The sequence below is a fragment of the Bifidobacterium aquikefiri genome (assembly GCF_002259795.1).
In the GTDB taxonomy this organism is placed as follows: Bacteria; Actinomycetota; Actinomycetes; order Actinomycetales; family Bifidobacteriaceae; genus Bombiscardovia; species Bombiscardovia aquikefiri.
On sequence record NZ_MWXA01000009.1, the window covers coordinates 117,343 to 139,193 of the forward strand.

Here is a 21,851-nt window from a genome sequence, read left to right on the forward strand (position 1 = left end):
AGCCTTGGATCGATATCGTACGAACTTCGCGATACTTTACTTGAGAAATTGCACATAAACCTTATACGTTCAGATCAAGGTTTGCCTGATTACTGATTTACTGAAGTGAGAGCTATGACACGCAGAGTGACCATCAAGGACGTGGCGCGAGACGCCAATGTTTCCATAAAGACCGTTTCCAATGTTGTTAATCACAGCGGAAGCATGCGACCGGAAACGCGTGAACGTGTCAAGAGATCAATGAAGCATCTTGGTTATCAGGTCAACATTTCCGCGCGTTCATTAAAAACTGGCGTCACCAATCTGATTGGTCTCGGCATATTCGACTTCGCCCAGCCTTTTGCGCCATACTTCGCGGACAAGGTCATTGAAGCCGCAAGAAGGAAGGGATATGGAGTAATCATCAGTACATATGAAAGTGAGGAAAGCGGCATTGCCGAAATCATCAGAAGGAACCAGGAAGTGTCAGCAGCAGGATGGATATACTTCAATGATCAACCTCTGACCCATGAGGGGGAAATTCTCGAACAGCCGTATCCGATTGTAGTTGCCGGCGATTATCTGACATACGACAAAGTCGATTCCGTCACCATGCAAAACTATGAACCGATCAAACTCGTGACAAAAAGACTCCATGTTTCAGGATGTACCAAAATAGCGGTTTTGGGAAGTCCAACGGGCAATCCTCGCCGCGAAGACTTCGAATCAGCCCAGGAAGGCACGGCTTGGCTCCGTATCAAAGGGTATCTCGATGCCTTGAAGGAATTACATGTTGCAGTGGATTGGTCGATGCTTATCCCCTGCAAAAAGTTGCGTGAACGAGACGGCATTGAGTCGTTGCGGAGTTTTCTGGCTGTGCATGATTGTCCAGATGCCATATTGTGCATGAATGATGCATTGGCCCTTGCCGCCATTCATGAATTGCAGCGCAAGGGGTTACAAGTGCCGGCGGACGTACAGGTAACGGGATTCGACAATGTTCCTGAGGCAGAATACTCCACTCCCTCATTGACCACGGTGGATCCCAATCTGGATGACTACGTTGAGAGAGTCCTGGACATGCTTATTGAGCGAATACACGGCTACAGTGGTCCAGCACGAAGAACCACCATAGATTGCTCTATCGTCGAACGTGATTCGGCCCAATTTATCTATCAGAGCTCCTCACGAATTGAATGAGCGTGTGGTGTGAATCATCATTCACACCACACGCTCACGGATTCTTGAGAAGTGAACGGGCACGCCGACTATGAGCACGCCCGACGGAATTACTCACACGGTTGGAGATTCAACCACTACCTCTCGTTCAGCCTCAATGCGTTTTTGCTTTGGTGTCTTCTTGTCATGCTTCATCTCGGTGCAGAAGTACATTGCCACAATGAAGAGTTCAATGGCTGGAAGAATGAACGAGAGCTGCATGTTCGTCGCATCCGACAAGGCACCCTGCAACATCGGCAGAACTGCTCCGCCAACTATCGCCATGACGATGATGGCACCTGCCGTTTCGGTGTATCGACGGTTCTCGACAGTTTCCAGAGTGCGGGAATAAATCGTTGGCCACCCAGGACCAAGGAACAGACTTACTCCAGCAGCCATCCATACCGCTGCAATGCTATGGAGTGAAACCGTTCCAATAAGCATAATCGTTCCGAGAACCATGTAGACGGCAAGCAGTCGGGTCTCTCGGAATTTTGTCAGCAGATAGCTGGCTATAAATCTGCCGACAAGGAAGAGACCATAACTCCAAAGCATAAAGTCGGAGGCATCTCTATCTGTAAAGTCCGGGAACATGTTGAGGGCGAGTCTCATGGTAAATGACCAAATACCCGTCTGCGCTCCAATATAGATGAACTGACTGGCAACCCCACCCCAGTAACGGCGATTATGCAATAGATAGGTGATGGTCTCACCGAAGGTCGCTCGATCAACCGTACCCACGGCCGTTTTTGGACGCGCTGAGGGGAACTTGGTGACGGCAAAGGCAATGATGAGCAGCACCAGCACAATGAGCACATACTTGTATGGTGCAAGTGTTCTGCCGAGCTGCTGCACGCCGTACGCATGAGCTGCAGCGGGTGCCATCTTCGCCATCTCTGTCTTAAGGTTCGAATTCTGGAAGACCAGATACTTGCCCAGGAGGATGCCCACAATCAGACCGAACGCATTCATCACCTGTGCAACATTGAGGCGAACTGTTCCGAGTCGCTTCGGTCCGAGCAAGGTCGCGTACGTGTCGGCGGAGGTTTCCAAGAAACTCAGGCCAATGGCTTCAACGAAGATGGCAAAGAGGAATGGAGCATAGGTCGCCATGGTCGAAGCTGGGAAGAAGATGAAGCATCCTGCAGCGAAGCACGCCAGTCCGGCGATGATGCCCATCTTGTAGCTTGACTTCTTGATGAATAGCGAGGCGGGAATTGCAATGATGAAATACCCGCCATAGAAGGCGCTCTGCACGAAAGCCGTGGCAAGATCACTTAGATTAAACACAGCCTTGAATTGTGTAATGAGTATGTCGTTCAGACTTGACGCGATTGCCCACATAGCGAATAACACTGAAACCAAGATGAACTGGAAGACTGGAGTACGGTTCAAATATCCATCGGGAAGTTCTATCCAAGGATGTGTTTCTTTTTTACTTGTCATGATTTTCCTCACTGCTTGCGCTATGGCTGAATTCTCGAAAAACCCAGGGTGTTCAGAGCATAGGTAAAGCGAAGCCAGGCTTATGACGTCGGCATAAGCCCTGTGTGTATTGCCGTGAAATCACTGCGTCACAGTATCTGGCAGAACTCGATGGTCTCGCCGTTCGGTCCGAGAACATTGAAGTATTTAATGCCCTGCTTCCAGAATGTTGGAATGTGTTGGATTGAACCTTCCACGAAATTCAGATCGAGCTGCTTCGCCGCCTCGAATGCCTTCTCAATGTCAGGCGTATCGAGTGCAAAATGATTGATGGCTCCCGTAGTGCCAGGAGTTGAATCCACTGTCCATACTTCAAGGGTGAGATTCTTGAGCCGAAGAAATGCACATCTGCTATCTCCGTTCGGGAAAATCCCCGCTGTTTCGAACCCTAGTTTTCCATAGTATTCGATTGTTCCATCTAGGTCAGTAGTCGGAATACCTACATGCTGAACACCGTTAAGATAATCGCGAATCGCCATAATGATCCCCCTCGATCTCATGTCACAATGAGCAAAAAAATCAAATTAACAATGTTAATGTTAACAATCTTGATATGTTAACAGGTCGCACACATTAACACAGTTAACAATATCATAATCCTTGAGTTTTCACAAAGTCAGATGAAAACATTCGATTGCAATTATACATGAGCAAGCTTCAAAAGAATCCGCACAACATCGTGACAGAATCTCATAACCCATTCATCCATGTGCACACTGTGCCAGGAAATTCACCGTCTGCGTCTTTTCTGCCTGACTCATGGTGAGCTGGTACTTGTGCTTGATGTAGGCGCGCTTGGCCATGTAATCACAGCGCCAGGCTACGTTCGACGGAAGCCATACAGGATTCGTGGCAGCATCCCAATCTACACCCGCACCCTTTGCCTCATTGCTGGACGCGTCAGATGCCTGCAGCACTTGTGGGTCATTGTAATAGCTAACTCGCTCCCCCACTCTGGATGATTGCCATAGACCTGATGCCCAAGCATCCTGAACGGCCACAATATGGTCAATCTGAACTTCATCACTCGTCTGTGGCCCTTTGAGAAAATGCATGCTCCTGCCAGTGTATGGATTGCTGAAGTCGCCGGACTCTACCTTGCAATATTGGTTCATGGCGACATTGGTCAAATCCCGTTTCAACACATAATCTCGCGTTGTTCCATACCCACACAGGGAACCGCTCTGCCGCCAGTCCCCAAATTGACTGTTTCGGCTGTAACCCTGTACATGCGGCACTGCTACGACCTCTTGCCTGGCATATCCAAGAGCGATTGCATAAGAGACTGGTGCCTTGAATGCCGGTGCAACAGTGCTCTCGGCATGCGCAGACGATGTGTCTGAGATGCTTGGAGCCGCGTGCTGAGAGGCAGATTCGTTCGACGATCCACCGGCTTCACTCGAAGCACTGCCTGTATGCCCAAAGCCTTGCCAAGCGGCAATCAGAACCACGATAATGAGGGCCGCGAGCCAAGATACCGGACTGTTCTTGCGTCTCGGCACTCGATGCCTTCTACTCATATATTTTCCCCTTGTCGGCGTGCAGTCCCATGCAGTTGCCTATTCCAGCTCAGCCATGGTACATCACACGGCGAGCTTGCTGAGTTTGCCACCACTGGCTTCGAATGCGCCATCTCAGGAGATACTTGTTCTCAGCGCTTAAATTATGGGGTTTCTTCCATGCCGTTACCTTGAACGCAGTTAGGCTGAAATTGTTCAAGGCTGTTGAAACAGTCAACGTTTAAGCCAGAGAAGGTTTCATATGAAATTAGCAATTCTTGGTGCCCATGGGCGGATTGCACGAATCGTGGAAGAACGAATCCTCAATGAGGATCGTTTCCAAGACATAGAGCTGACGCTTCTACTGAAACGCAGCTCTCGGTTGAACGATATGAAAGACAATCCGAGAGTCACCCTCATTGAGGGCGATCTTGAAAATAAAAAAGCTGCAAACGCAGCATTAGCCGGCCAAGACATGGTCTTTCTGGCAACAGTCGACACAAGCCCGACAAACGTGATAACCAAGAATGTCATCGATGCCATGCATGCTCAAGGTGTACATAGGCTGCTCGCTGCAAGCTCAATCGGTATTTATCAGGAGGAGCCAAACCAGAAGTTCCGGGAATGGAATCAGCGAACCTTGAAGGACTATCTACCACCAATTCGGATTGAAGATGAGATGCTGCGCAAATCTGACATCGATTTCACTACTCTTCGTTTTGCTTGGTTGAACGACAGGGATGAGATTGCATACCAAATCACCAAGAAGGGTGAACTGTTCGTTGGCGGTTCAGGATCGAGAAAAAGCATGGCCGACGCGATTCTCAAGATAGTGGAAACACCGACTCTGTATGAACGCGAAACTATCGGCATTGCCGATCCTTCAACAAAGGATGCGCCAACCGTAGTCCGGTAGACCATGTCCCATCCCTTGCCCTAGGTCTGCACAGGCTTGCTCTCAGCAAGTCCCGTAATAAACCAAACGCCAATGTAATGGCAGAAACGGGTGAATGCGTCAATTCCCTGCACTTCAGATTCACGATGACATCAGTGGGCACCCCTTGCGCAGTCATTATGACGCGTGTGACGTATGTGACGCATGTAACGGAACTCGATACTCCCGCAGGTAAGCCAATATGGGTACACTTTAGTGGGACTGTTACTTGAGGTTGGGAAAAAGGGAATGCCATTGAAGCAGGAAGCCATACTCGCGCAGGATTTGCAACGGGTCAAAAGCAGACTCCATGACGAGCAGAGTGCCGTTGAACCATATGCCAATCAATACCGTGCCCTTCTTGATAACCATGGCAAAATGCTCAGAGGCTCACTGGTAATCCTGTTTGCACGAATGCAGCGTGGAGCGGCGACTCGTCTCGATGATTCAGTCATCACTGGAGCGGCATGCATCGAGATGCTGCATCTGGCTACACTGGTTCACGATGATGTCGTGGATGATGCAGATATACGCCGAAACAAGCCAACAGTGCAGACCATCGTCGGCAACAAGGCTGCTATCTATCTGGGTGACCTGATTTTGTCTCGGTACATTGAAATCATGACCGAGATTGCACCTGACTTGGATTTCATGCACGAGCAGGCATCGATTCTCGGCAAGATCCTCAACGGCGAACTCGGTCAGGAATCGGCAAGACACCATACAGCAACAACCATCGATCACTATATCGGTTCGATCACGGGCAAGACTGCCGTATTGTTTGAACATTCATGCATCACGGGATTGCGTCTGAGCACCGATAATCACCCGAATCAATCAATGATTGAAGCAGCCGCGAAGTTTGGCAGACATCTCGGCATTGCGTTCCAGATTGCCGACGACATTGAGGATTTCAATCTTGCAGATGACACCGGCAAGCCCAAGCTCGAAGACATTTCCGACGGTATCTTCACACTTCCTGTTCTCATCGCGCGAGATGAGAATCCACGAATCACGCAAATGCTTCGTGATAATGACGTGTATGCCGTTCTTGATTATTTGCACAATAACCCGCAGGTTATGGACGCAAGCAAATCCGTGGCAAAGAAACACGTTGCGCAGGCAGAAGAGCTCCTCGACGAGATGTCGATAGAGCAGGGAATCCGAGAGCTTCTCGTGTCCATGCTCAACCGTTTCAGTGCAGTCATCTAGCGATGCTGCCGCTCCTTTGCTACTGCCCAACAATCGAGCCATGCGCTCACATATCGGCTATATCCATGCGGTAGAGTGTTCTGAATCTTGTGTTGCTTCTATAGAGTTCATTGGGGTGACCCTGCATCAGAATATGTCCATGCTCAAGAAAGACCATCCAGTCGGCATGTTCCAACCCCTGCAGATGATGTGTGACCCACAATAGCGTCCTGCGCTCATTCGCTTGGAATATCGTCGACATCAGATGTCGCTCGGTAATCGGATCCAATCCAATCGTTGGCTCATCGAGCAGCACAATCGGTGTGTCCTTGACAAGGATCCTGGCCAATGCCAGCCGCTCACGCTGCCCTCCCGAGAGGGTGCTTCCCATCTCGCCGACCAGGGTATTCAACCCATCAGGCAGCTGGCGGACCATTTCATCCAATTCCACGGTTTTCAATGCGTTCCAAACGTCTTCATCTGTTGCCTTTGCGTTGCCCAGACGAATGTTGTTGCCAATGCTGGCCCGGAATATGAATGGATCTTGATTGAGGTAGCCAAAGAGATGTTTTCTTGCATCCTGCAGGGCTCGAACGGGAATTCCATTGATGCGGATCTCGCCACTCGTAGGAATCAAATCGCCAAGAAGCAATTGCAGAATCGTGGTCTTGCCCTCACCGCTCGGACCCAGCAATGCAACCTTCTGACCTGCCGTGATGTGCAGCGAGAAGTCATCAAGGAGCAGCGTCTCCTCCGGGCCATACCGGAAGGTGACATGATCGAAGTCAATGGATTCTATCTCATCGTCAAGCGGCTGCTGCGGCAATGCAGGCAACTGATCGGCTTCAACTCGAGCACTCAAACCATTGAGATGCGCTAAAGATTCGCTATACAATGGCACCTCCTCAACGGCCTGAGCAACTACGATGAAGCAATCAATGAGGGGAAAGATCGAGAGTACGACCGCGGCGGCATAATTCGCCAGAGACGTTGATGTGGTCAACACCAGCATGGACGCAATCATGAGTACCACGGTGGCACCCGCAAAGGCTAGCTGAATGCAGAAGTCACGCCACCGCTCAAACGATTCCCGAGAACGGGCACTCTTGGCAATCGTGTCGAATTCATGCCCTCCTGTGCTCACAAATTGCTCTGAACGGTGGGTGATCACCCAGTCGCTCAGCCCAAGATATTCCTCCGCCACTTTGGTGTATTCGGCGTTGCGGGCGGCTTTTTCGCGATGATAGTGGATATCGGCAAATTGCAGCGAGACCCTGGGTGCAAGCAGCAGCACCAAGGCAAAGATGCACAGAATCAGCAGGCATGTCTGCCATGAGAAGACGCCCATGGAGATAGCGACGAGCAGCCAGACTATGAATGCGACGATTGTTGGAAATATGGTGCGCAGATAGAAGTTTTCCAGATGGTCCAGATCATCGGCAAGCACTCCAAGCACACTGCCAGTCTGCTCATGCTCATTGAGGAATGAGGCATCCTTGGCGAGAGTCTTGTATAGATTGACTCTCAGCTTCGAAACAACATGCAGCACCCAATCGTGGCTCAGTATTCGCTCCAGGTAACTGAAGGTCGGCCTTCCCAATCCAAAGGCACGTGTAAGCACAATGGGCACATACACCATCAAGACATTGTATGGATGTCGAGCAGAGCGGCTGATCAGATACCCGGAGGTAAACATCAGTCCTGCGGCACACACGAAGGTGAGTGCACCCATACAGAAGATCAACGCCAGATGCCAGCGATTCTGTCGCAGATACGGCCAGAACCAGTGGTCATGATGCCACGCCTCCAGATAACTTCCCAGACCATGATGCGCCGATGACTCATTCGTTTCAGAGCCTCTCGCGGAAATGACATTGTTCATGCCGACATTCACAGCACGCCCATCGTCGCCATTTGAATCAGTCGTCAATGTGATCGCCACCCATCTCACCGATCAAAGCCTGCAGTGGTCCGGCCTTCGTCAGCAATTCCCTGGGAACTCCGGTCTGTACGACCCTGCCCTTGTCCAAAACAATAACCTTGTCAACGCTGTCAAGCCAGTGCAGACGATGGGTGGCAAATATGACAAGATGGTGACGCATTATCGGCACGAGCGTCTGTTTCAACTCATATTCCGTCTCAATGTCAAGGTGAGCAGTTGGCTCATCAAAGAGCAGAATTTCACGACTGCTATCAAGTGTCACACGAGCCAATGCAATGCGCTGAGCCTGACCGCCGCTGATTGCCCGGTTGCCCTCGCCGATAGACGTATCCAGGCCATCATGCAAGGTGCTGAGCCAGTCACCAAGGCCAGCCTTCATGGCGGCTGACTGAATCTCTTCATCAGAGGCGGTTGGCATATAGAAGCGTATGTTATCGGCGATGGTGCCATGGAAAATGTATGGCTTCTGTGGAATATACCAAATATGATCCTGCCAGGATGCAATGTTCAAGTGCTGCGTCGAGATACCATCCACAACGATGTTTCCCGCCTGAGGTGCATGAAAACCCGCGAGCATATCGATAAGGCTTGATTTACCCGAACCTGACCGGCCTACGATGGCAACACTCTCATAACCTTGGAAATCCAATGAGATATCCTGAAGTGCAGGCTGTGACATGTCCGTTTTTTCTGAATCCACTCCAGCCTGTATTTCCTCAGTCGCTCTGGCATCATGCTTTGCCTTGCCCTGTACCTGTGTGTCTTGTCGTGACCGCCGAGACTTCTTGGATTGTGACTGGGTTTTCCCGTCAGACTCATGCTCGCGCGATACATCGTATGCAAAGCTGACATGAGAGAGTTCGAGATCGCTGCTTTCGTTCCATGCATTGAGGATGAGATCTTCATCGCGAGCGGGATCCTGTGTTTGCAGAACGGCAGTAATGTCGCCCAGGGCATTCTTACCATTGAGCGTGGCATGATAATCATTGCCAAACTGTCGAATTGGCAGAAAGTACTCTGGAGCAAGAATCAATACGAACAATGCCGGGAACAGCGTTACGCTCGCGTTTATCAGATTGACACCAAGAAACACAGCGACCACTGCGATGCTCAATGTGGTGAAAAAGTCCAGGGCAAAGGACGAAGACATCGCAACCATGATGACACTCATCGTACGTTTGCGGAATCGTTCGCTGACCTGATACATCTCATCTTCATAGTTGTCGCTCACACCGAGCATCTTGAGCGTGGGAAGGCCAAGAATCGTATCGACAAAACGATTGTTGAGATTCTGGAATGCACCATACTGCTTATCGGATTTATCGCGAGCTGCGATTCCCAGAATTGCCATGAAGAACATGAGCATGGGAAAAACAACGAGCAGTACAATTCCTGCAAGCGTATTCTCCCACCATACGACCACAAGAATCACCACGGGAATAATGCCCATATCCAGCATCTTCGGCATGATGGTTTGAATATAGGTCTTGGTCTGATCCAGGCCATCGAGCAACATCGTAACGGTCGCGCCAGTTCCCCGTTGCGCCATGGCAGCCGGACCTGCCTTGAAAAGCTTGTTCTGCACCTGTGGACGCAGATCATTGACAACCTGATCGGCAAAATGCGAAGCAACCTGTTTCTTGCCCACCTCGCAGAGTTGTCGAGCAATGAAAGCCATGACAAAAATGATCACCGGCATTGCTATTGAGTTCAAGGAACGAAGACCCCATATCTGGACCAGGGCGCGAGTCAGCCCATAAGCCTGACCAACCGTTGCCACCGCCTGGATCGTGGATAGGAGCGCCAGAAACCCCATTCTGGTACGGAATCCTTGAAATTCGAATAGTTTTTTGTCAATCACAACAGTCAATCCACCATTCTTGGGACTTCAACTCGATACAATAATCAGAACCTAACCGACATAAGGAGAGTGTTCAAGTGTCTGTGTGCTCACGCGGCCTCGCTGCATGACATAGCTCCAGATGATGTAACCAAGAACAATGGGCAGCAATACACACAAGACACCAGTCATGATCTCCAAGGTCAACGGGGATGCCGACGCATCCTTGACAAGAAGATCATGGACACCACCTGCAGAGACCATGACTCTTGGGAACATGCCATTGAAGATGAAGGCGATGATGCCCACCAAAGTCACGCCCGAAGAAATGAAGGCAGATACTCCATCGTCCTTCACGGCAGAGTAATGGCCATAGATAGTGGATGCCAGAATGATTGCCGTGATCAGCCACGTCGTGATGGAATGAACGCGATAGAAGTCGGTAAAGATCAGTGCCAGCACAACAAAGGCAACAAGGGCAGGATACGCAATCCAATACAGCTTGCTGGATGCGTTGAGCATGTGGCGTGCATGATCCTTTTCCAGTTTAAGACTCAAGAAATGCAGCCCATGCAGGAGCGAGAAGTACACAACGGCAATGCCACCAACGACGGAAAGCCCGTTCACGATATCGAAGAATCCGAGCCAGGCATTACCTTGTGCATCCATCGGTACACCCTGAATCAGACTCGTCAGCATCATACCGAGAAAGAACGGTGCAAACATGCTCCCCACAAAATTTGCCCACTGCCACAGGCTCCGTTCACGAACAGTGAGTGCATGACTGGCAAACTCAAAGGATACACCACGAAGAATCAGCGCAACCAGAACCAGGAAAAGCGGAATGTAATATCCTGAGAACAGGCTTGCATACCACATGGGAAATGCCGCAAACATGGCACCACCAGCAGTGATCAACCACACTTCATTGCCATCCCAGTGAGGACCAATGGATCTCAGATAGAGCTGACGTTCCGTATCATTCTCTGCCATGAAGCGGGTAGCCATGCCAACGCCGAAATCGAATCCCTCGAGCAGAAGGAACACGGCAAACAACAGCGCTACAACGCAGAACCATATAATCTGTAACACACTCATGCGAGGCTCACACTCCTATTGGCAAGTTTGCTTTGCTCGGACTCCACATCGGAGATCAACGAACCCTTCCGTGCCGGAATCTTTCCATCGCCATCTGGTCCCTGATACAACACTCTGCGGGAGTATGTGATCATAACGGCACCAATGACCAGAAACAGCAGGAAGTAGACAAGATTGGTGAAGAAAAGACTGGGAACGGTCGCCGTTGGTGAAACGCCGTCGGCAATGGTCAACATGCCATAGACCAACCATGGATAACGCCCGAGCTCAGTGATCAGCCAACCACCGGTATTGCCAATGAAAGGCAGGAACGTACAGACACCAATGATCCACAGCAGCCACTTCGTCTTGTACAAGGTATTCTTGTTCTTTCTCGTTCCCCATAGCGCCAGTATCGACACCAAAGCGGCGGCAAAACCAACAGCAGCCATGAATCGGAAGCTCCAGAACAAGACATTGACGGGAACATAATAGTTCATGTCCTTGCCGAATTTGCTGTCATACTTCGCATGCAGTTCCTTGTTGATTGTATTCATGCCCTTAACCGAGCCGGTTGTCTGGTGATATGTCAGCAACGAAAGCATGTATGGCACTTCGATGCCATGGGATGTCTTGTCCTTCTCGTTGATCAGCGATATCACCGACCACGATGCAGGATCGCCTGAATCCTTGTACAACGCCTCGGTGGCAGCAAACTTCATTGGTTGATCATGAACGACGAACTGAGTCTGCAAGTCCCCGGCATAGATGGAAAGTATGGCACCGATAAGCGCCACCACTGCACTGAATCTCACCGACTTTGTATAGAAGACACGATCAGACTCACTGCTCTGTGTCTTCTTGTGGAGCAAACCAAATGCGGCCATGCCCAAAATGACCATGGCTCCAGTCAAGACTGCAGCAAAAAGGACATGCGGGAACTGCCTCCACAACTGAGGGTTGCCCAGCACATCCCAGAAGTTTCTCAGTCGAACATGGCCGGTCTTGGTATCGATCTCGAATCCGGTCGGATGCTGCATGAAGCTGTTTGCAGCAAGTATCCAGATTGCTGAAAGAATCGAACCCAGGCAGGTAAGCCACATGAACATTGCATGAATGCCTGGCTTGAAACGGTTCCACGTAAACATCCACGCGCCAATGAACACGGATTCAAGGAAGAACGCGAGCAACGCCTCGATTGCAAGAGGAGCGCCAAATATATCTCCCATGAAGCGCGAATAATTGGACCAGTTCATGCCGAATTGGAATTCCTGAATAATTCCTGTTACGACACCGACGGCGAAGCTCAATAAGAAGATCTTGCCCCAGAACCTTGCCATTTTCAGATAAATTTCATCTTTCTTGAACACGTAGATTGTCTCCATGACAGCCACGCACAGGGCTAGGCCAATCGACAACGGCACGTAGAAGAAGTGGAATATCGTTGTCATCGCGAACTGAAAACGAGATAGACCCAAGATATTCACGTGTGCACTTCCTTTCTTGCACTTACATCAATTACGTAATGATGCCAGTCTCAACGACTGGCAAGCATTTCCTTAAAGTGTGCCAACTCCAACACAGAACGATCATTTACCAGACGTTTGAGTAGACCAACCTTGTGACCCTTCAACTTCCAGTGACCCATCTCGTCGATTTGCGCTACCCCAGAACCGGATCCAAGTGAACAGACGGTTCCGACACTGGAGAATTGGAAGTCATGCGTCGGCTTGCCGAGCAGAAGCGCTGCGATATTTTTCGCTGCACAGTCAGCCTGTGCGACTGCGATCTGTGCCGTTGTTGGGTAAAAACGTCCAGAATCGGGATTTGGCACAGCCGCAACATCACCGATCAAGAATTCATTGGGATGTCCCTTCACGGCCAGATTGTTCTCGACAACGACACGATTACGCTTCTGAGCATAGCCAGATTCGCAGATAACGTGACTGCCCTGAATACCCGTCGTCCAGATAATGATATTCCCACCGAATTCCTTGTCGCTGCTCATCACCGAATGCTGCCTGACCTCGGTTATTGGTGTGCCACTATGCATTCTTATGCCATGATCGGTAAGGAATTTCACCGCCCACGCAGAAAGATTATCGGGAAGCATGGGAAGAATGGCCTTTCCAGCTTCAATGCAATCCACGGTGATGCCATCTTCGGGAAGGTTATATTGTTTGTTCCACACAGGAATGCGCTCAACCAATTCACCGAGCAGTTCAATGCCAGTAAATCCAGCACCACAGACGATGATGTGCAAGTCATTCTCATCGTGACTTGTCGCGTAATTGGCAAGCGTGTGCTCAATCCGGTCTCGCACTGCTAGAGCAGAATCAATGTTATTGAATGAAAGTGAGTATTCTTCAACGCCCTTGATACCGAAGCTTTCGCTTTCAAAGCCCAATGCATTCACCAAATAGTCGTATGCCACAGGCTGAGAATTCTTGAGCTTGACCTGTTGGCTTTCCCTGTCGATGGAGGTAACGGTATCGACGATGAAATCAACTGAATCCGGCAACACTGCACGAATGTCAAAGCTGATGTCTGAAGGTTCCTTGTTGCCAACGGCCACTTCATGCAATTGTGTGGATTCATAGTGATATTTGTTGTTGTTGATCAACACGATGTGTGCATCGACTTTTCTGTGAGTCAGACACTTCACTAAGCGTAGGCCTGCGTAACCACCACCAAGGACTGCAATCGTTTTCACAATAAACCCCTTCGCAAAAAATAGATCCCGGATTTGAGTACCCATAAACCCCAGATTCGACCGTATAGGAACAAAAATCAACATTCGATCCTACCATGTCTTCACACCTGCGTGCAGACTGCAGTGCCGAAGTCTCAGTTTTCAATGAACCTCATTACCGTACCTATCTCGAATTGATGTGATACCGAACGGTCATCTTAATCCCTGTTCTTTGCTTCAGTACCATTTTTCGTGAGTATTGTGAGGCATCTCTCATTTCACGTTATCAATGATTCAATAGGAGATGCGGCAAACCCACCGCCCCGCATGTCTGACGAAGCCGTGAGAATCGCAATGATGCAATGTCCGTCGACATCATTCGATGGCGTAGCGCTCACCTATTCTTCTCTTCAGCCCTTCTTCTTTTTTTCTCCCTCCGTTCTTCCCTCTTTCTCACGTCGCTTATTCACCGTTGCAGCGGCAATCTCCTTCGCGCGATCTTTGTCATGCCCTTTATCAAGCTCGCTGTCCGTGACATGCCTATATTGCTTTTCATCTTTACGGCTCCATACGTTTGGCATAATTCCCCCCCGCTTTGCTGCATTGATTACCTGCACTTACACCGAGTGCTCTCATTATCCCACCACCATGGTGCACATCCAGGTATTGAAATGGTGCGTGCTGCCGCTTGATCAAATAAGCCTCATGCATGAGCCGACTGACACATATGATCCATGTCAGCAACGAATCAAGCATCCGTCGGATTGAGGTGTGCTCAATATGACGGATGCCTGATTCAATCATTCCCAGAGTCATTGCCAGGTTGGTTTGTGATTCCTGATTCTTGGAATTCCTAGTCCTCTTCTCAACGATTGGAATCAAACCAGACCTGCATCCTGCCCCTGCCACGATTCGCCCATGAATAATATGGAATCAGAGTAAGTCGTGAATCCGCAAACGAGGTCTCAGAATCGGTATCATTGCTCACAGGCTGATACAGGTCATCTTCTGTCGAGCTCAAGGTTCTCATCTGGTCTGGCATGCTGATCACCTCCACTCCATCGAGAAGATCCTCATCATAATGCTCGTCGACCTTATTCGTTTCCAGCATCTTTGCCCACGAATCAACAGAAATCCTGTGCAGCCACAATGGGCCCTGATTGTCTGCCTCTTCGGCACAGAATACAATCGGTCCGCGCATCACTGCAACCTTGCCTATATCGTGTCGAACACGCGTTGATGCCTCCATCAATTTCACACGCATGTCAACATCGCATTCGATATGCACCGTGGCGCCCGATGCAACGGAAACGTGGACAAAACCATCAATCCCCGGAGTAGCGTCAATGACGGAACCATCAACGCTCACTACAGCAGACGCTTCACTCTGCGACCACTGAGGAATGCGGATGGCAAAATCAACAGAGGTCGCTGCTGCTGGAACGCTGATCGAATACTCGATGTGACCGTTCCATGGAAAATCACTCCTCTGATCCACAGCAATTCCGTCTTCGAAACTCGCAGAATTTGCGATGAACTGGCTGGAATATATGGTCAGAATGTCACCGTTGTGGCTGAGCTTAGTCGTATAGATATAGTCCTCAACCGACGCAATCAAACGTGCAATGTTCGAAGGGCAGCACGCACAGCCGAACCAGTCAGCTCTCTGGCACAATACATGGTGTCTGTCTGGATTTCCGTCGATGGCGCTGGCCTGCGGGTCGGCCTCCAGTGGATTCACATAGAAGAAATGCTTGCCGTCGAGTGACATTCCAGCCAATGCACCATTGAAAAGCTCCTTCTCCACGATATCGCCATAGAGACCGGCTGGCTGCAGGTTCATCATGCTGCGAGCAAAGAATGCCATGGAAACCGATGCGCAGGACTCCCCATACATGGTCTCATTCGGCAAATCATAATCGTAGGTAAAGGATTCACCGACTCTGGTCGAGCCGACATTGCCAGTGATATACATGCGCTTGCGGATGATGTCATCCCACAATCGTCGGGCGACATCGGCTAGCTCAGCGTCACCGGTCAAACGCGCAACATTTGCGAGACCTGTGCAAAGATAGCCGACCCTTACTGCATGGCCATCAGCGTGCTTTTGTTCACGAATTGGCTCAGCTGCCTGATAGTAGCTTTTCGGGAACTGAGACATCCCGGGAATGAATGGTTTTGAGCCGTCTGCCTTGTCCTGCCTGTCGTAGAAGTCGGGGTCTTGACCACGAACATCCAACAGATACCGTGCAAGATCGATATAGCGCTGCTCCCCCGTGACTTCATACAACCTGGAAAGTGCCAGTTCAATCTCAGGATGACCGTCGCTTCCATGAATCTTGCCATCTTCAGGCCCAAAGGCCCTGTCAATGCAATCTGCCATGCGAATGGCGACATTCAGCGCCTTGTCATACCCCGTTGACTCGTGGCAGGCGACGGCTGCCTCGATGAAGTGTCCCATCGTATAGAGTTCATGCGATTCGCGTAATCGAGCGAATCGCCGAGTGGGCGCGGTGATCTGAATAAAGCTGTCGAGATAACCATCACTGCACTGGGCCTTCGCAATCAGGTCGATGGCGCTGTCGACCAATCGCCGCAACTGCGGCTCCTCACGCTGTCGCATGATATAGGCGGCAGCTTCAATCCACTTGTACAGATCGGTGTCCTGGAAGGGAAAACCATAGTGCTCCCCCGTCTCCAGGCCGGCTGCAATGCGAAGGTTAGCGAGAACATGACTTTTTTCCCTGCCGAATTCATTGTTGCCGCCAGGATCGTCAGCCATGCTGACACCTGTCTCATCACTCATAACTGCCCACTGGTAAGGCAGAACCTCCTGGGCAATAAGCTCCTGATAATGCTTCCAGAAGGTTGACTTCAACCTCACAGTCGGCTGATGGCTGCTCGGCGTGGTTGCATGCTTCATAAACGTGGTATTCATCTGATCATTCACCTCTATATCGATTCTTCGTTGCGTTGATCTCTCTCGATCCCTCTGGCTCATGCACCGATGGCGTGACGAGCCTTCAAATCGGCAGTCACCTTGCTTTCATTACGTTCGAAGTAACGGTAGATCACCATCGGGAGGATCCCCAAGGCGAAGATGATGAGAGGAACCCAAATGAATGAGAATTCGATGCCACTCAGCGAGGTTGCGGTCTGTGCCTTGTTATCGACGTATCCGAAAGCATTCATAATCTGTGCAGGAATGAATGCACCAATGCCGGCGCCCATCTTGATGCAGAAGGAACTTCCGATTGCAGTGAGAAATCCTGATGCGCGAACATTGTTTCTCCACTCGCCAAAGTCAACGGTGTCACCGACCATCTCGAAGAAGAGCGAGCATGCAATGCCCGTACCTATGCAGGAAACACACCAGAAGACTATGAACAGCGCCAGGTTCCCAGTGGAAACGGCAAGGCCGATCTGACCGACAATGGCAACGGCAAATCCAAATATGGTGCTGCCGAATTTATGCATGTACCTCACCAGGAAGGGCACTGTTGCCATGCCAACAACCTGAATGATGGAAATACCGTTCAACGTGGAGATCAGATTCTTATTGTTCAGATTATATTGCGCAAAATATGGCAGGGTCGATGTACGAGCCGTCAATCCCATCCAGAAGATGCAATTGGCAAGCACAATGAGCATCCACGGCCAATTGCGCTTCGCAGCCTTGAAGCTCTCACGAATCGTAATTGGCTTGATCTTGGTGATGTTCTGCTCGCGCATATCCACAAACGCAATGACAAGCAACACAACGGCAATCACTGCATAGATGCCGACACCCACAGACCAGCCGAATCGTGAGTTGCTCGCTCCACCAATCTTCGTTGCAAGAGGCAGAATAAAGGTCACAGCGAAGAAGTTGCCGATATTGCCACCAACCATGCGGAAGGTATTGGCAACGGTTCGATCGTTGGTGTCAGAGGTCAGGTTAGGCAGCACGGAAGTGATTGGCGTTGACATACCCGTGTATGAGATGCCCGCAAGCACATAGATCACACCTGCATAGATGGTTCGTGCCGTGGGATCCGAAATGGGCGGAACGGTGAAGAGCAGCCAAACAAAGAGTGCGAACGGCGCAGCCATCCAGAGGAACCATGGTCGGCTCTGCCCCCATTTGGTACGAGTGTGATCAATGATGATGCCCCAAATTGGGGCATCGAAACCATCGAAGAAGCGGGCGACCAATAGGATTGTTCCTGCGGCACCGACTGACAGCCCATATACCTCGGTGAAATAATACAGTGCATAGGAACTGATGATGCAGTACAGCAGGTTTCCTGATAAATCAGTGAAGGCATAGGTTACTTTTCGACGAAATGGTAAGCTCATTGAGCGCGCTATTACAGGCGTCGGCGTCTCATTGGTGTGCATCTTTACACAGCCTTTCATATTGCATGATCATTTTCGAAAGCACCGTTTTGGGCATCAACGGTTTTTCGAAAAAACATTGAATCGAAGAGCTCCATCTCTTCGTTGGTTCGATGGTAGGCTCATAATTTTGTCAAAAAGATCGATTAATCTATGACAATTGTGTCATTTTCCGACTTTGCGTTACCATAGGTAACAAATTTGGTCAAACATTCTTGGACAGCACAAACTTGGGGGTGCATCTTGACCGATTGCTTTGCCATCGAACTTTCTCATCCGCTCTATTACTACAAGGCCGGCGAATTTGCAGCCAAGGCAGGCTGGAAGCATAAGAGCATGCACCATAGCGACGACTTTGAGATAATTATTGGTCTTAAAGGATCTTTCAACATACAAATCTCGACGGCGAATGAACCCACCCATGTCGTTCTGATACTGCCAGCAACATGCGTGGTAATACCTCCCAACACCACGATTGAAGGCGTGAATGAGAGTTCAGATTCGATTGACTTTCTGTGGTTTCACTTTATCGCCGAATGGCATAGAAGTGTCATTGTACCTGATTTAAGTGTCACAATCCGACCTTCAGTTGCCGAAAGCCTCTTGCAAGTCAAACGACGCGAATTCTGCCGTGAATTCAACGATCTGGTGATTCTGCCCGAACGCTTTCATCTTGAAGAGTTCAACAATGTCTTGCTTTCCGTGCGCAACCTACTCTCCTGCGCAAACTCATACCGGTATAGCCAGCACGAGAATGATCTGCTGACACAGGTGTGTCTCATAGAGTTGAGCAACAGTTATTTGGCGCAGACAACCAACGCGATAAGCCCTGATGTCAAAACCGGGCGAATCGTTGAATGGCTACGTGCACACATGTCAACCGATATGAGCGTTGCCGCCGTTGCCCAGCATTTTGAGATGAATCCAGACTATCTCACCCGAGTGTTCAAACAGGAGCAGGGCGTGACCGTAAGGCAATATCTGATCAATCTTCGCATGGAAACCGCAAAAGTGCTGCTCACCAGGACTCAATATCCAGTCAGCAAGGTCGCCCATTATGCGTATTTCCAAGATGTTCGCAATTTCATGAAGCAGTTCAAGCATTCCATCGGAATGACCCCTACTAGCTATCGCGCAGCCTTCACACATACCCACATGAATAATCCTTATATTGATCCCTCAATCCCTCTTCCGCAGGAAGTGGCCCGAAGCATAGAGTCATAGGGTGCAGAGCTGTGGAAATACGCAATCGAAAAGTTGCAGGGACATAATAGCGCTGATTTCCCCAGCACTTGTCTACACGTTGATTCCTTTATATCTTGCTGAGATGTGAACGCTCTACAAGCGGTGCACGCGGCATCCATCACTTCTGTGATGGATGCGCAGAAGTGTGCGCCTCTGTGGAAGAATCATCAGGAGCTTCGCGAACCGAAACGTTGGGATGAATAACAGGTCTACGAAGATAGCGGGTTTGCGTGATGAGATGCATGTGAGTACGCTTTGCAGCTCCGGGAAGCACGATGTTGAACTTTATGGAAAGAATTCTCATTGCCACCACAATCACGACGATAAGAATATCGAATACCATCTCCTGAGTGATGTTCAGCATATGAGCCTTGACAAACTTGCCCACGATGACGGTCAGCACACAGCCGAAGAACGACGGAACTGCATACCAGTGCTTGTCTCGAATGATGATGGGAACTTCGTTGATGAGAATGTCGCGGATAAGCCCTCCTGCGAGCGCGGTAATCATTCCCATAAACACCGCTGTCATGCCTGAAGTATTGTATGCCATGGCCTTTGCCGTACCGTTGACCGCGAAAAGGCCCAATGCCATCGCGTCGACGATGATCAGAGTCCAGGTAAAATGGCTGATTTCGAGATAGGCAAGCGCCACAACGATTCCAGATGCGAGTGCTGAAAGGACGAGTCCTCTATCGGTTATACCAGCCGGTGGAACCGCCCCCAAGAGAATGTCGCGGACTATGCCGCCGCCCAATGCAGTCACCCATGCGATTATGAGAATGGAAAAGATGTCATAATGCTTGCGAACGGCCGCAAGACCACCTGCCAGCCCCGAGCAGAATACCGCAAGATATTCTATGCCCATAAAAATGGCATTACTCTCTAAGGCAACCTTCATGATTCTCCCTGCAGTGATCTCTGCGAAACCGCTGTACTCTCTCACATACACACAGAGCGTATCGCCAACCATGAATCACTGCAACATGACTATGTTGCACATCATATTTCAGTCGGTAGAGCTGGTTGATCCTGCCTCGGGCTGAGCGGTCGATGTGCTTGCCGACGCAGACGGTGAAACACTGCTCGAGCTGCTCGATGATGCTGATGAGCTTGGACTGCTGGAAGATGCCGATGGGGATGATGTGCTTCCAGAACTCTGAGATGAGCTTGAAGACGGCGAGGAAGTAGATTCACCGCTATCCCCTGCATCACTTGACTGCGAGCTTTGTGATGGTTCAGGTTCACTCGTTACTCCACTGGAATGGCTTGCACTGGGGCTGCTCGAATTCGTATTTGACTGTGAAGGTGTTGGTGCAGCGGTTTTGCTTGGGCTCACGATGTTGCGAACCACCTGATCGGTACCCTGGCCATTCGTCACAGCATAGATAATGCCAGCCGTGCCACCAAACGCCAAGATTGCACTGACTATGGCAACAATCAATACCTTTCGCTTTCGCCTGTCGAAAAGCGAAATCTTCGATGTGTCTGCCCCCTTCGCATGCGCCGAATTGCTGATCGCCTGCTTTCCAGCACTCTTCGATGCTGCACTCGTGGTCTGCGCTGTATGCGCTTTGCCACTTATGGTCCTTGGTTGTGGTGCGGCAGACGCGAGCGGTGCCGTAGCATCGCTGTCTACATCCTTTTCTTCCACACGAGGCATGGTCTGCGTCTGCTGGGGATTGAGAGAATTCACCTGCGCCGTTTCATCGGCACTTGAAATTACTCGCGTTTCTTCCAAATCTGGCTGATCATTCCCAGCGGTCTGATCATTCCCATCATTGTTTTCGGAACGATTCGGGTTGTAATGTACGCTGACAACCGTTTTTTGGATTTTCTTGCTTGATTCATCAAGTACGCGCTGATAAATCTGCGTCGCCACCGTTGAGACGATGGAGCCAACAGCAACGCCAATGACCGAGCCCGCAATACCAATCTTTGCAGAAAGCAGAAACGCCGTGACAGCAGCCAAGGCACCTGCGAATATCTGCGCCCACGAGATATTGTGGAAAAATCCTTTCACAACCAGTTCCCCTTATATATCAGTCGTTGTATTGCCATATTCAACTCTAGAAGACTCTAGAGGAAAACGCTGAACATTTTCTGAACGAGAATCGACTGCCTGACTCTACATTATCCCACATCTGTGAGTACAAAGCGCTCCCCGTTGTCTAGATTGAAGTGCAACACCTTATACCATTGGAGATTGTCTAGGTTTCCGCGGGAGGAAGGTGTCGCACCCATGTCACGAGTGTATTCGCATATCGGTGAGGAGGAAAGGCAGGTCATCCAGATCCAGGTGGGCAACGGCGCCACGGTCCGGGCGATCGCCGCCATGCTGGGCCGTAGCACGTCGAGCATCAGCCGCGAGA

At 50.1% G+C, this 21,851-nt stretch carries 18 protein-coding genes; 5 read left to right on the forward strand and 13 right to left on the reverse strand.

Annotation, left to right across the window (positions count from 1 at the left end):
• Positions 1 to 114 precede the first annotated feature (114 nt).
• Entirely contained in the window at positions 115 to 1,179 is a 1,065-nt protein-coding gene (locus BAQU_RS09630; RefSeq protein WP_094695112.1) for a LacI family DNA-binding transcriptional regulator, read from the forward strand.
• 93 nt (positions 1,180 to 1,272) lie between these two features.
• Here BAQU_RS09630 and fucP read toward each other — a convergent pair whose 3' ends face one another.
• From fucP to BAQU_RS09645, 3 genes are all read right to left on the reverse strand, one after another.
• Positions 1,273 to 2,643 (reverse strand): L-fucose:H+ symporter permease, encoded by a 1,371-nt coding sequence (gene fucP / locus BAQU_RS09635; protein WP_094695114.1) that lies wholly within the window; start codon positions 2,641 to 2,643, stop codon positions 1,273 to 1,275.
• 128 nt (positions 2,644 to 2,771) lie between these two features.
• Positions 2,772 to 3,161, reverse strand: a complete 390-nt coding sequence (locus tag BAQU_RS09640) for a VOC family protein (protein ID WP_094695116.1) — start codon at positions 3,159 to 3,161, stop codon at positions 2,772 to 2,774.
• A gap of 222 nt (positions 3,162 to 3,383) precedes the next feature.
• Positions 3,384 to 4,202 (reverse strand): HNH endonuclease, encoded by an 819-nt coding sequence (locus tag BAQU_RS09645; RefSeq protein WP_143242006.1) that lies wholly within the window; start codon positions 4,200 to 4,202, stop codon positions 3,384 to 3,386.
• A 241-nt stretch (positions 4,203 to 4,443) separates the two neighbouring features.
• Here BAQU_RS09645 and BAQU_RS09650 point away from each other — a divergent pair, with 241 nt between their 5' ends.
• Positions 4,444 to 5,097: an NAD(P)H-binding protein gene (locus BAQU_RS09650; protein ID WP_094695119.1), complete on the forward strand. Its 654-nt coding sequence runs from the start codon at positions 4,444 to 4,446 to the stop codon at positions 5,095 to 5,097.
• Positions 5,098 to 5,364: 267 nt separating this feature from the next.
• Complete coding sequence (locus BAQU_RS09655) at positions 5,365 to 6,327, forward strand: polyprenyl synthetase family protein (RefSeq protein WP_094695121.1); 963 nt, start codon at positions 5,365 to 5,367, stop codon at positions 6,325 to 6,327.
• Between the two features lie 46 nt (positions 6,328 to 6,373).
• Here BAQU_RS09655 and cydC read toward each other — a convergent pair whose 3' ends face one another.
• From cydC to BAQU_RS09695, 8 genes are all read right to left on the reverse strand, one after another.
• Positions 6,374 to 8,236, reverse strand: coding sequence for a thiol reductant ABC exporter subunit CydC (gene cydC / locus BAQU_RS09660; RefSeq protein WP_244568518.1), 1,863 nt, complete (start codon positions 8,234 to 8,236; stop codon positions 6,374 to 6,376).
• Positions 8,226 to 10,064, reverse strand: a complete 1,839-nt coding sequence (locus BAQU_RS09665; RefSeq protein WP_094695123.1) for an ABC transporter ATP-binding protein/permease — start codon at positions 10,062 to 10,064, stop codon at positions 8,226 to 8,228. The genes cydC and BAQU_RS09665 overlap by 11 nt, the downstream gene beginning before the upstream one ends.
• A gap of 96 nt (positions 10,065 to 10,160) precedes the next feature.
• Positions 10,161 to 11,186, reverse strand: a complete 1,026-nt coding sequence (gene cydB, locus BAQU_RS09670) for a cytochrome d ubiquinol oxidase subunit II (protein ID WP_094695126.1) — start codon at positions 11,184 to 11,186, stop codon at positions 10,161 to 10,163.
• Positions 11,183 to 12,652, reverse strand: coding sequence for a cytochrome ubiquinol oxidase subunit I (locus BAQU_RS09675; protein WP_094695128.1), 1,470 nt, complete (start codon positions 12,650 to 12,652; stop codon positions 11,183 to 11,185). Before BAQU_RS09675 ends, cydB begins: the two co-directional genes overlap by 4 nt.
• A 50-nt stretch (positions 12,653 to 12,702) precedes the next feature.
• The gene (locus BAQU_RS09680; protein WP_094695130.1) at positions 12,703 to 13,878 is read right to left on the reverse strand and encodes an NAD(P)/FAD-dependent oxidoreductase; all 1,176 of its coding nucleotides are present in this window, start codon (positions 13,876 to 13,878) and stop codon (positions 12,703 to 12,705) included.
• Between the two features lie 389 nt (positions 13,879 to 14,267).
• Complete coding sequence (locus tag BAQU_RS10315; RefSeq protein WP_143242007.1) at positions 14,268 to 14,474, reverse strand: hypothetical protein; 207 nt, start codon at positions 14,472 to 14,474, stop codon at positions 14,268 to 14,270.
• Positions 14,475 to 14,722: 248 nt separating this feature from the next.
• Positions 14,723 to 16,795 carry a glycoside hydrolase family 127 protein gene (locus tag BAQU_RS09690; RefSeq protein ID WP_244568519.1) on the reverse strand — a complete coding sequence of 691 codons (2,073 nt, stop codon included), beginning with the start codon at positions 16,793 to 16,795 and terminating at the stop codon, positions 14,723 to 14,725.
• 59 nt (positions 16,796 to 16,854) lie between these two features.
• Positions 16,855 to 18,195: an MFS transporter gene (locus tag BAQU_RS09695; RefSeq protein WP_211277164.1), complete on the reverse strand. Its 1,341-nt coding sequence runs from the start codon at positions 18,193 to 18,195 to the stop codon at positions 16,855 to 16,857.
• 282 nt (positions 18,196 to 18,477) lie between these two features.
• Here BAQU_RS09695 and BAQU_RS09700 point away from each other — a divergent pair, with 282 nt between their 5' ends.
• On the forward strand, positions 18,478 to 19,458 hold the full coding sequence (locus BAQU_RS09700; protein WP_094695136.1) for an AraC family transcriptional regulator: 981 nt from the start codon (positions 18,478 to 18,480) through the stop codon (positions 19,456 to 19,458).
• Between the two features lie 139 nt (positions 19,459 to 19,597).
• Here BAQU_RS09700 and BAQU_RS09705 read toward each other — a convergent pair whose 3' ends face one another.
• Together BAQU_RS09705 and BAQU_RS09710 are read right to left on the reverse strand one after the other, a co-directional pair.
• Positions 19,598 to 20,380 carry a trimeric intracellular cation channel family protein gene (locus BAQU_RS09705; protein WP_094695174.1) on the reverse strand — a complete coding sequence of 261 codons (783 nt, stop codon included), beginning with the start codon at positions 20,378 to 20,380 and terminating at the stop codon, positions 19,598 to 19,600.
• Positions 20,381 to 20,488: 108 nt separating this feature from the next.
• On the reverse strand, positions 20,489 to 21,502 hold the full coding sequence (locus BAQU_RS09710) for a hypothetical protein (protein WP_094695138.1): 1,014 nt from the start codon (positions 21,500 to 21,502) through the stop codon (positions 20,489 to 20,491).
• A 219-nt stretch (positions 21,503 to 21,721) separates the two neighbouring features.
• Here BAQU_RS09710 and BAQU_RS09715 point away from each other — a divergent pair.
• Positions 21,722 to 21,851, forward strand: a 130-nt coding sequence (locus tag BAQU_RS09715) for a helix-turn-helix domain-containing protein (RefSeq protein WP_244568524.1), incomplete at its 3' end; no start/stop codon positions are given.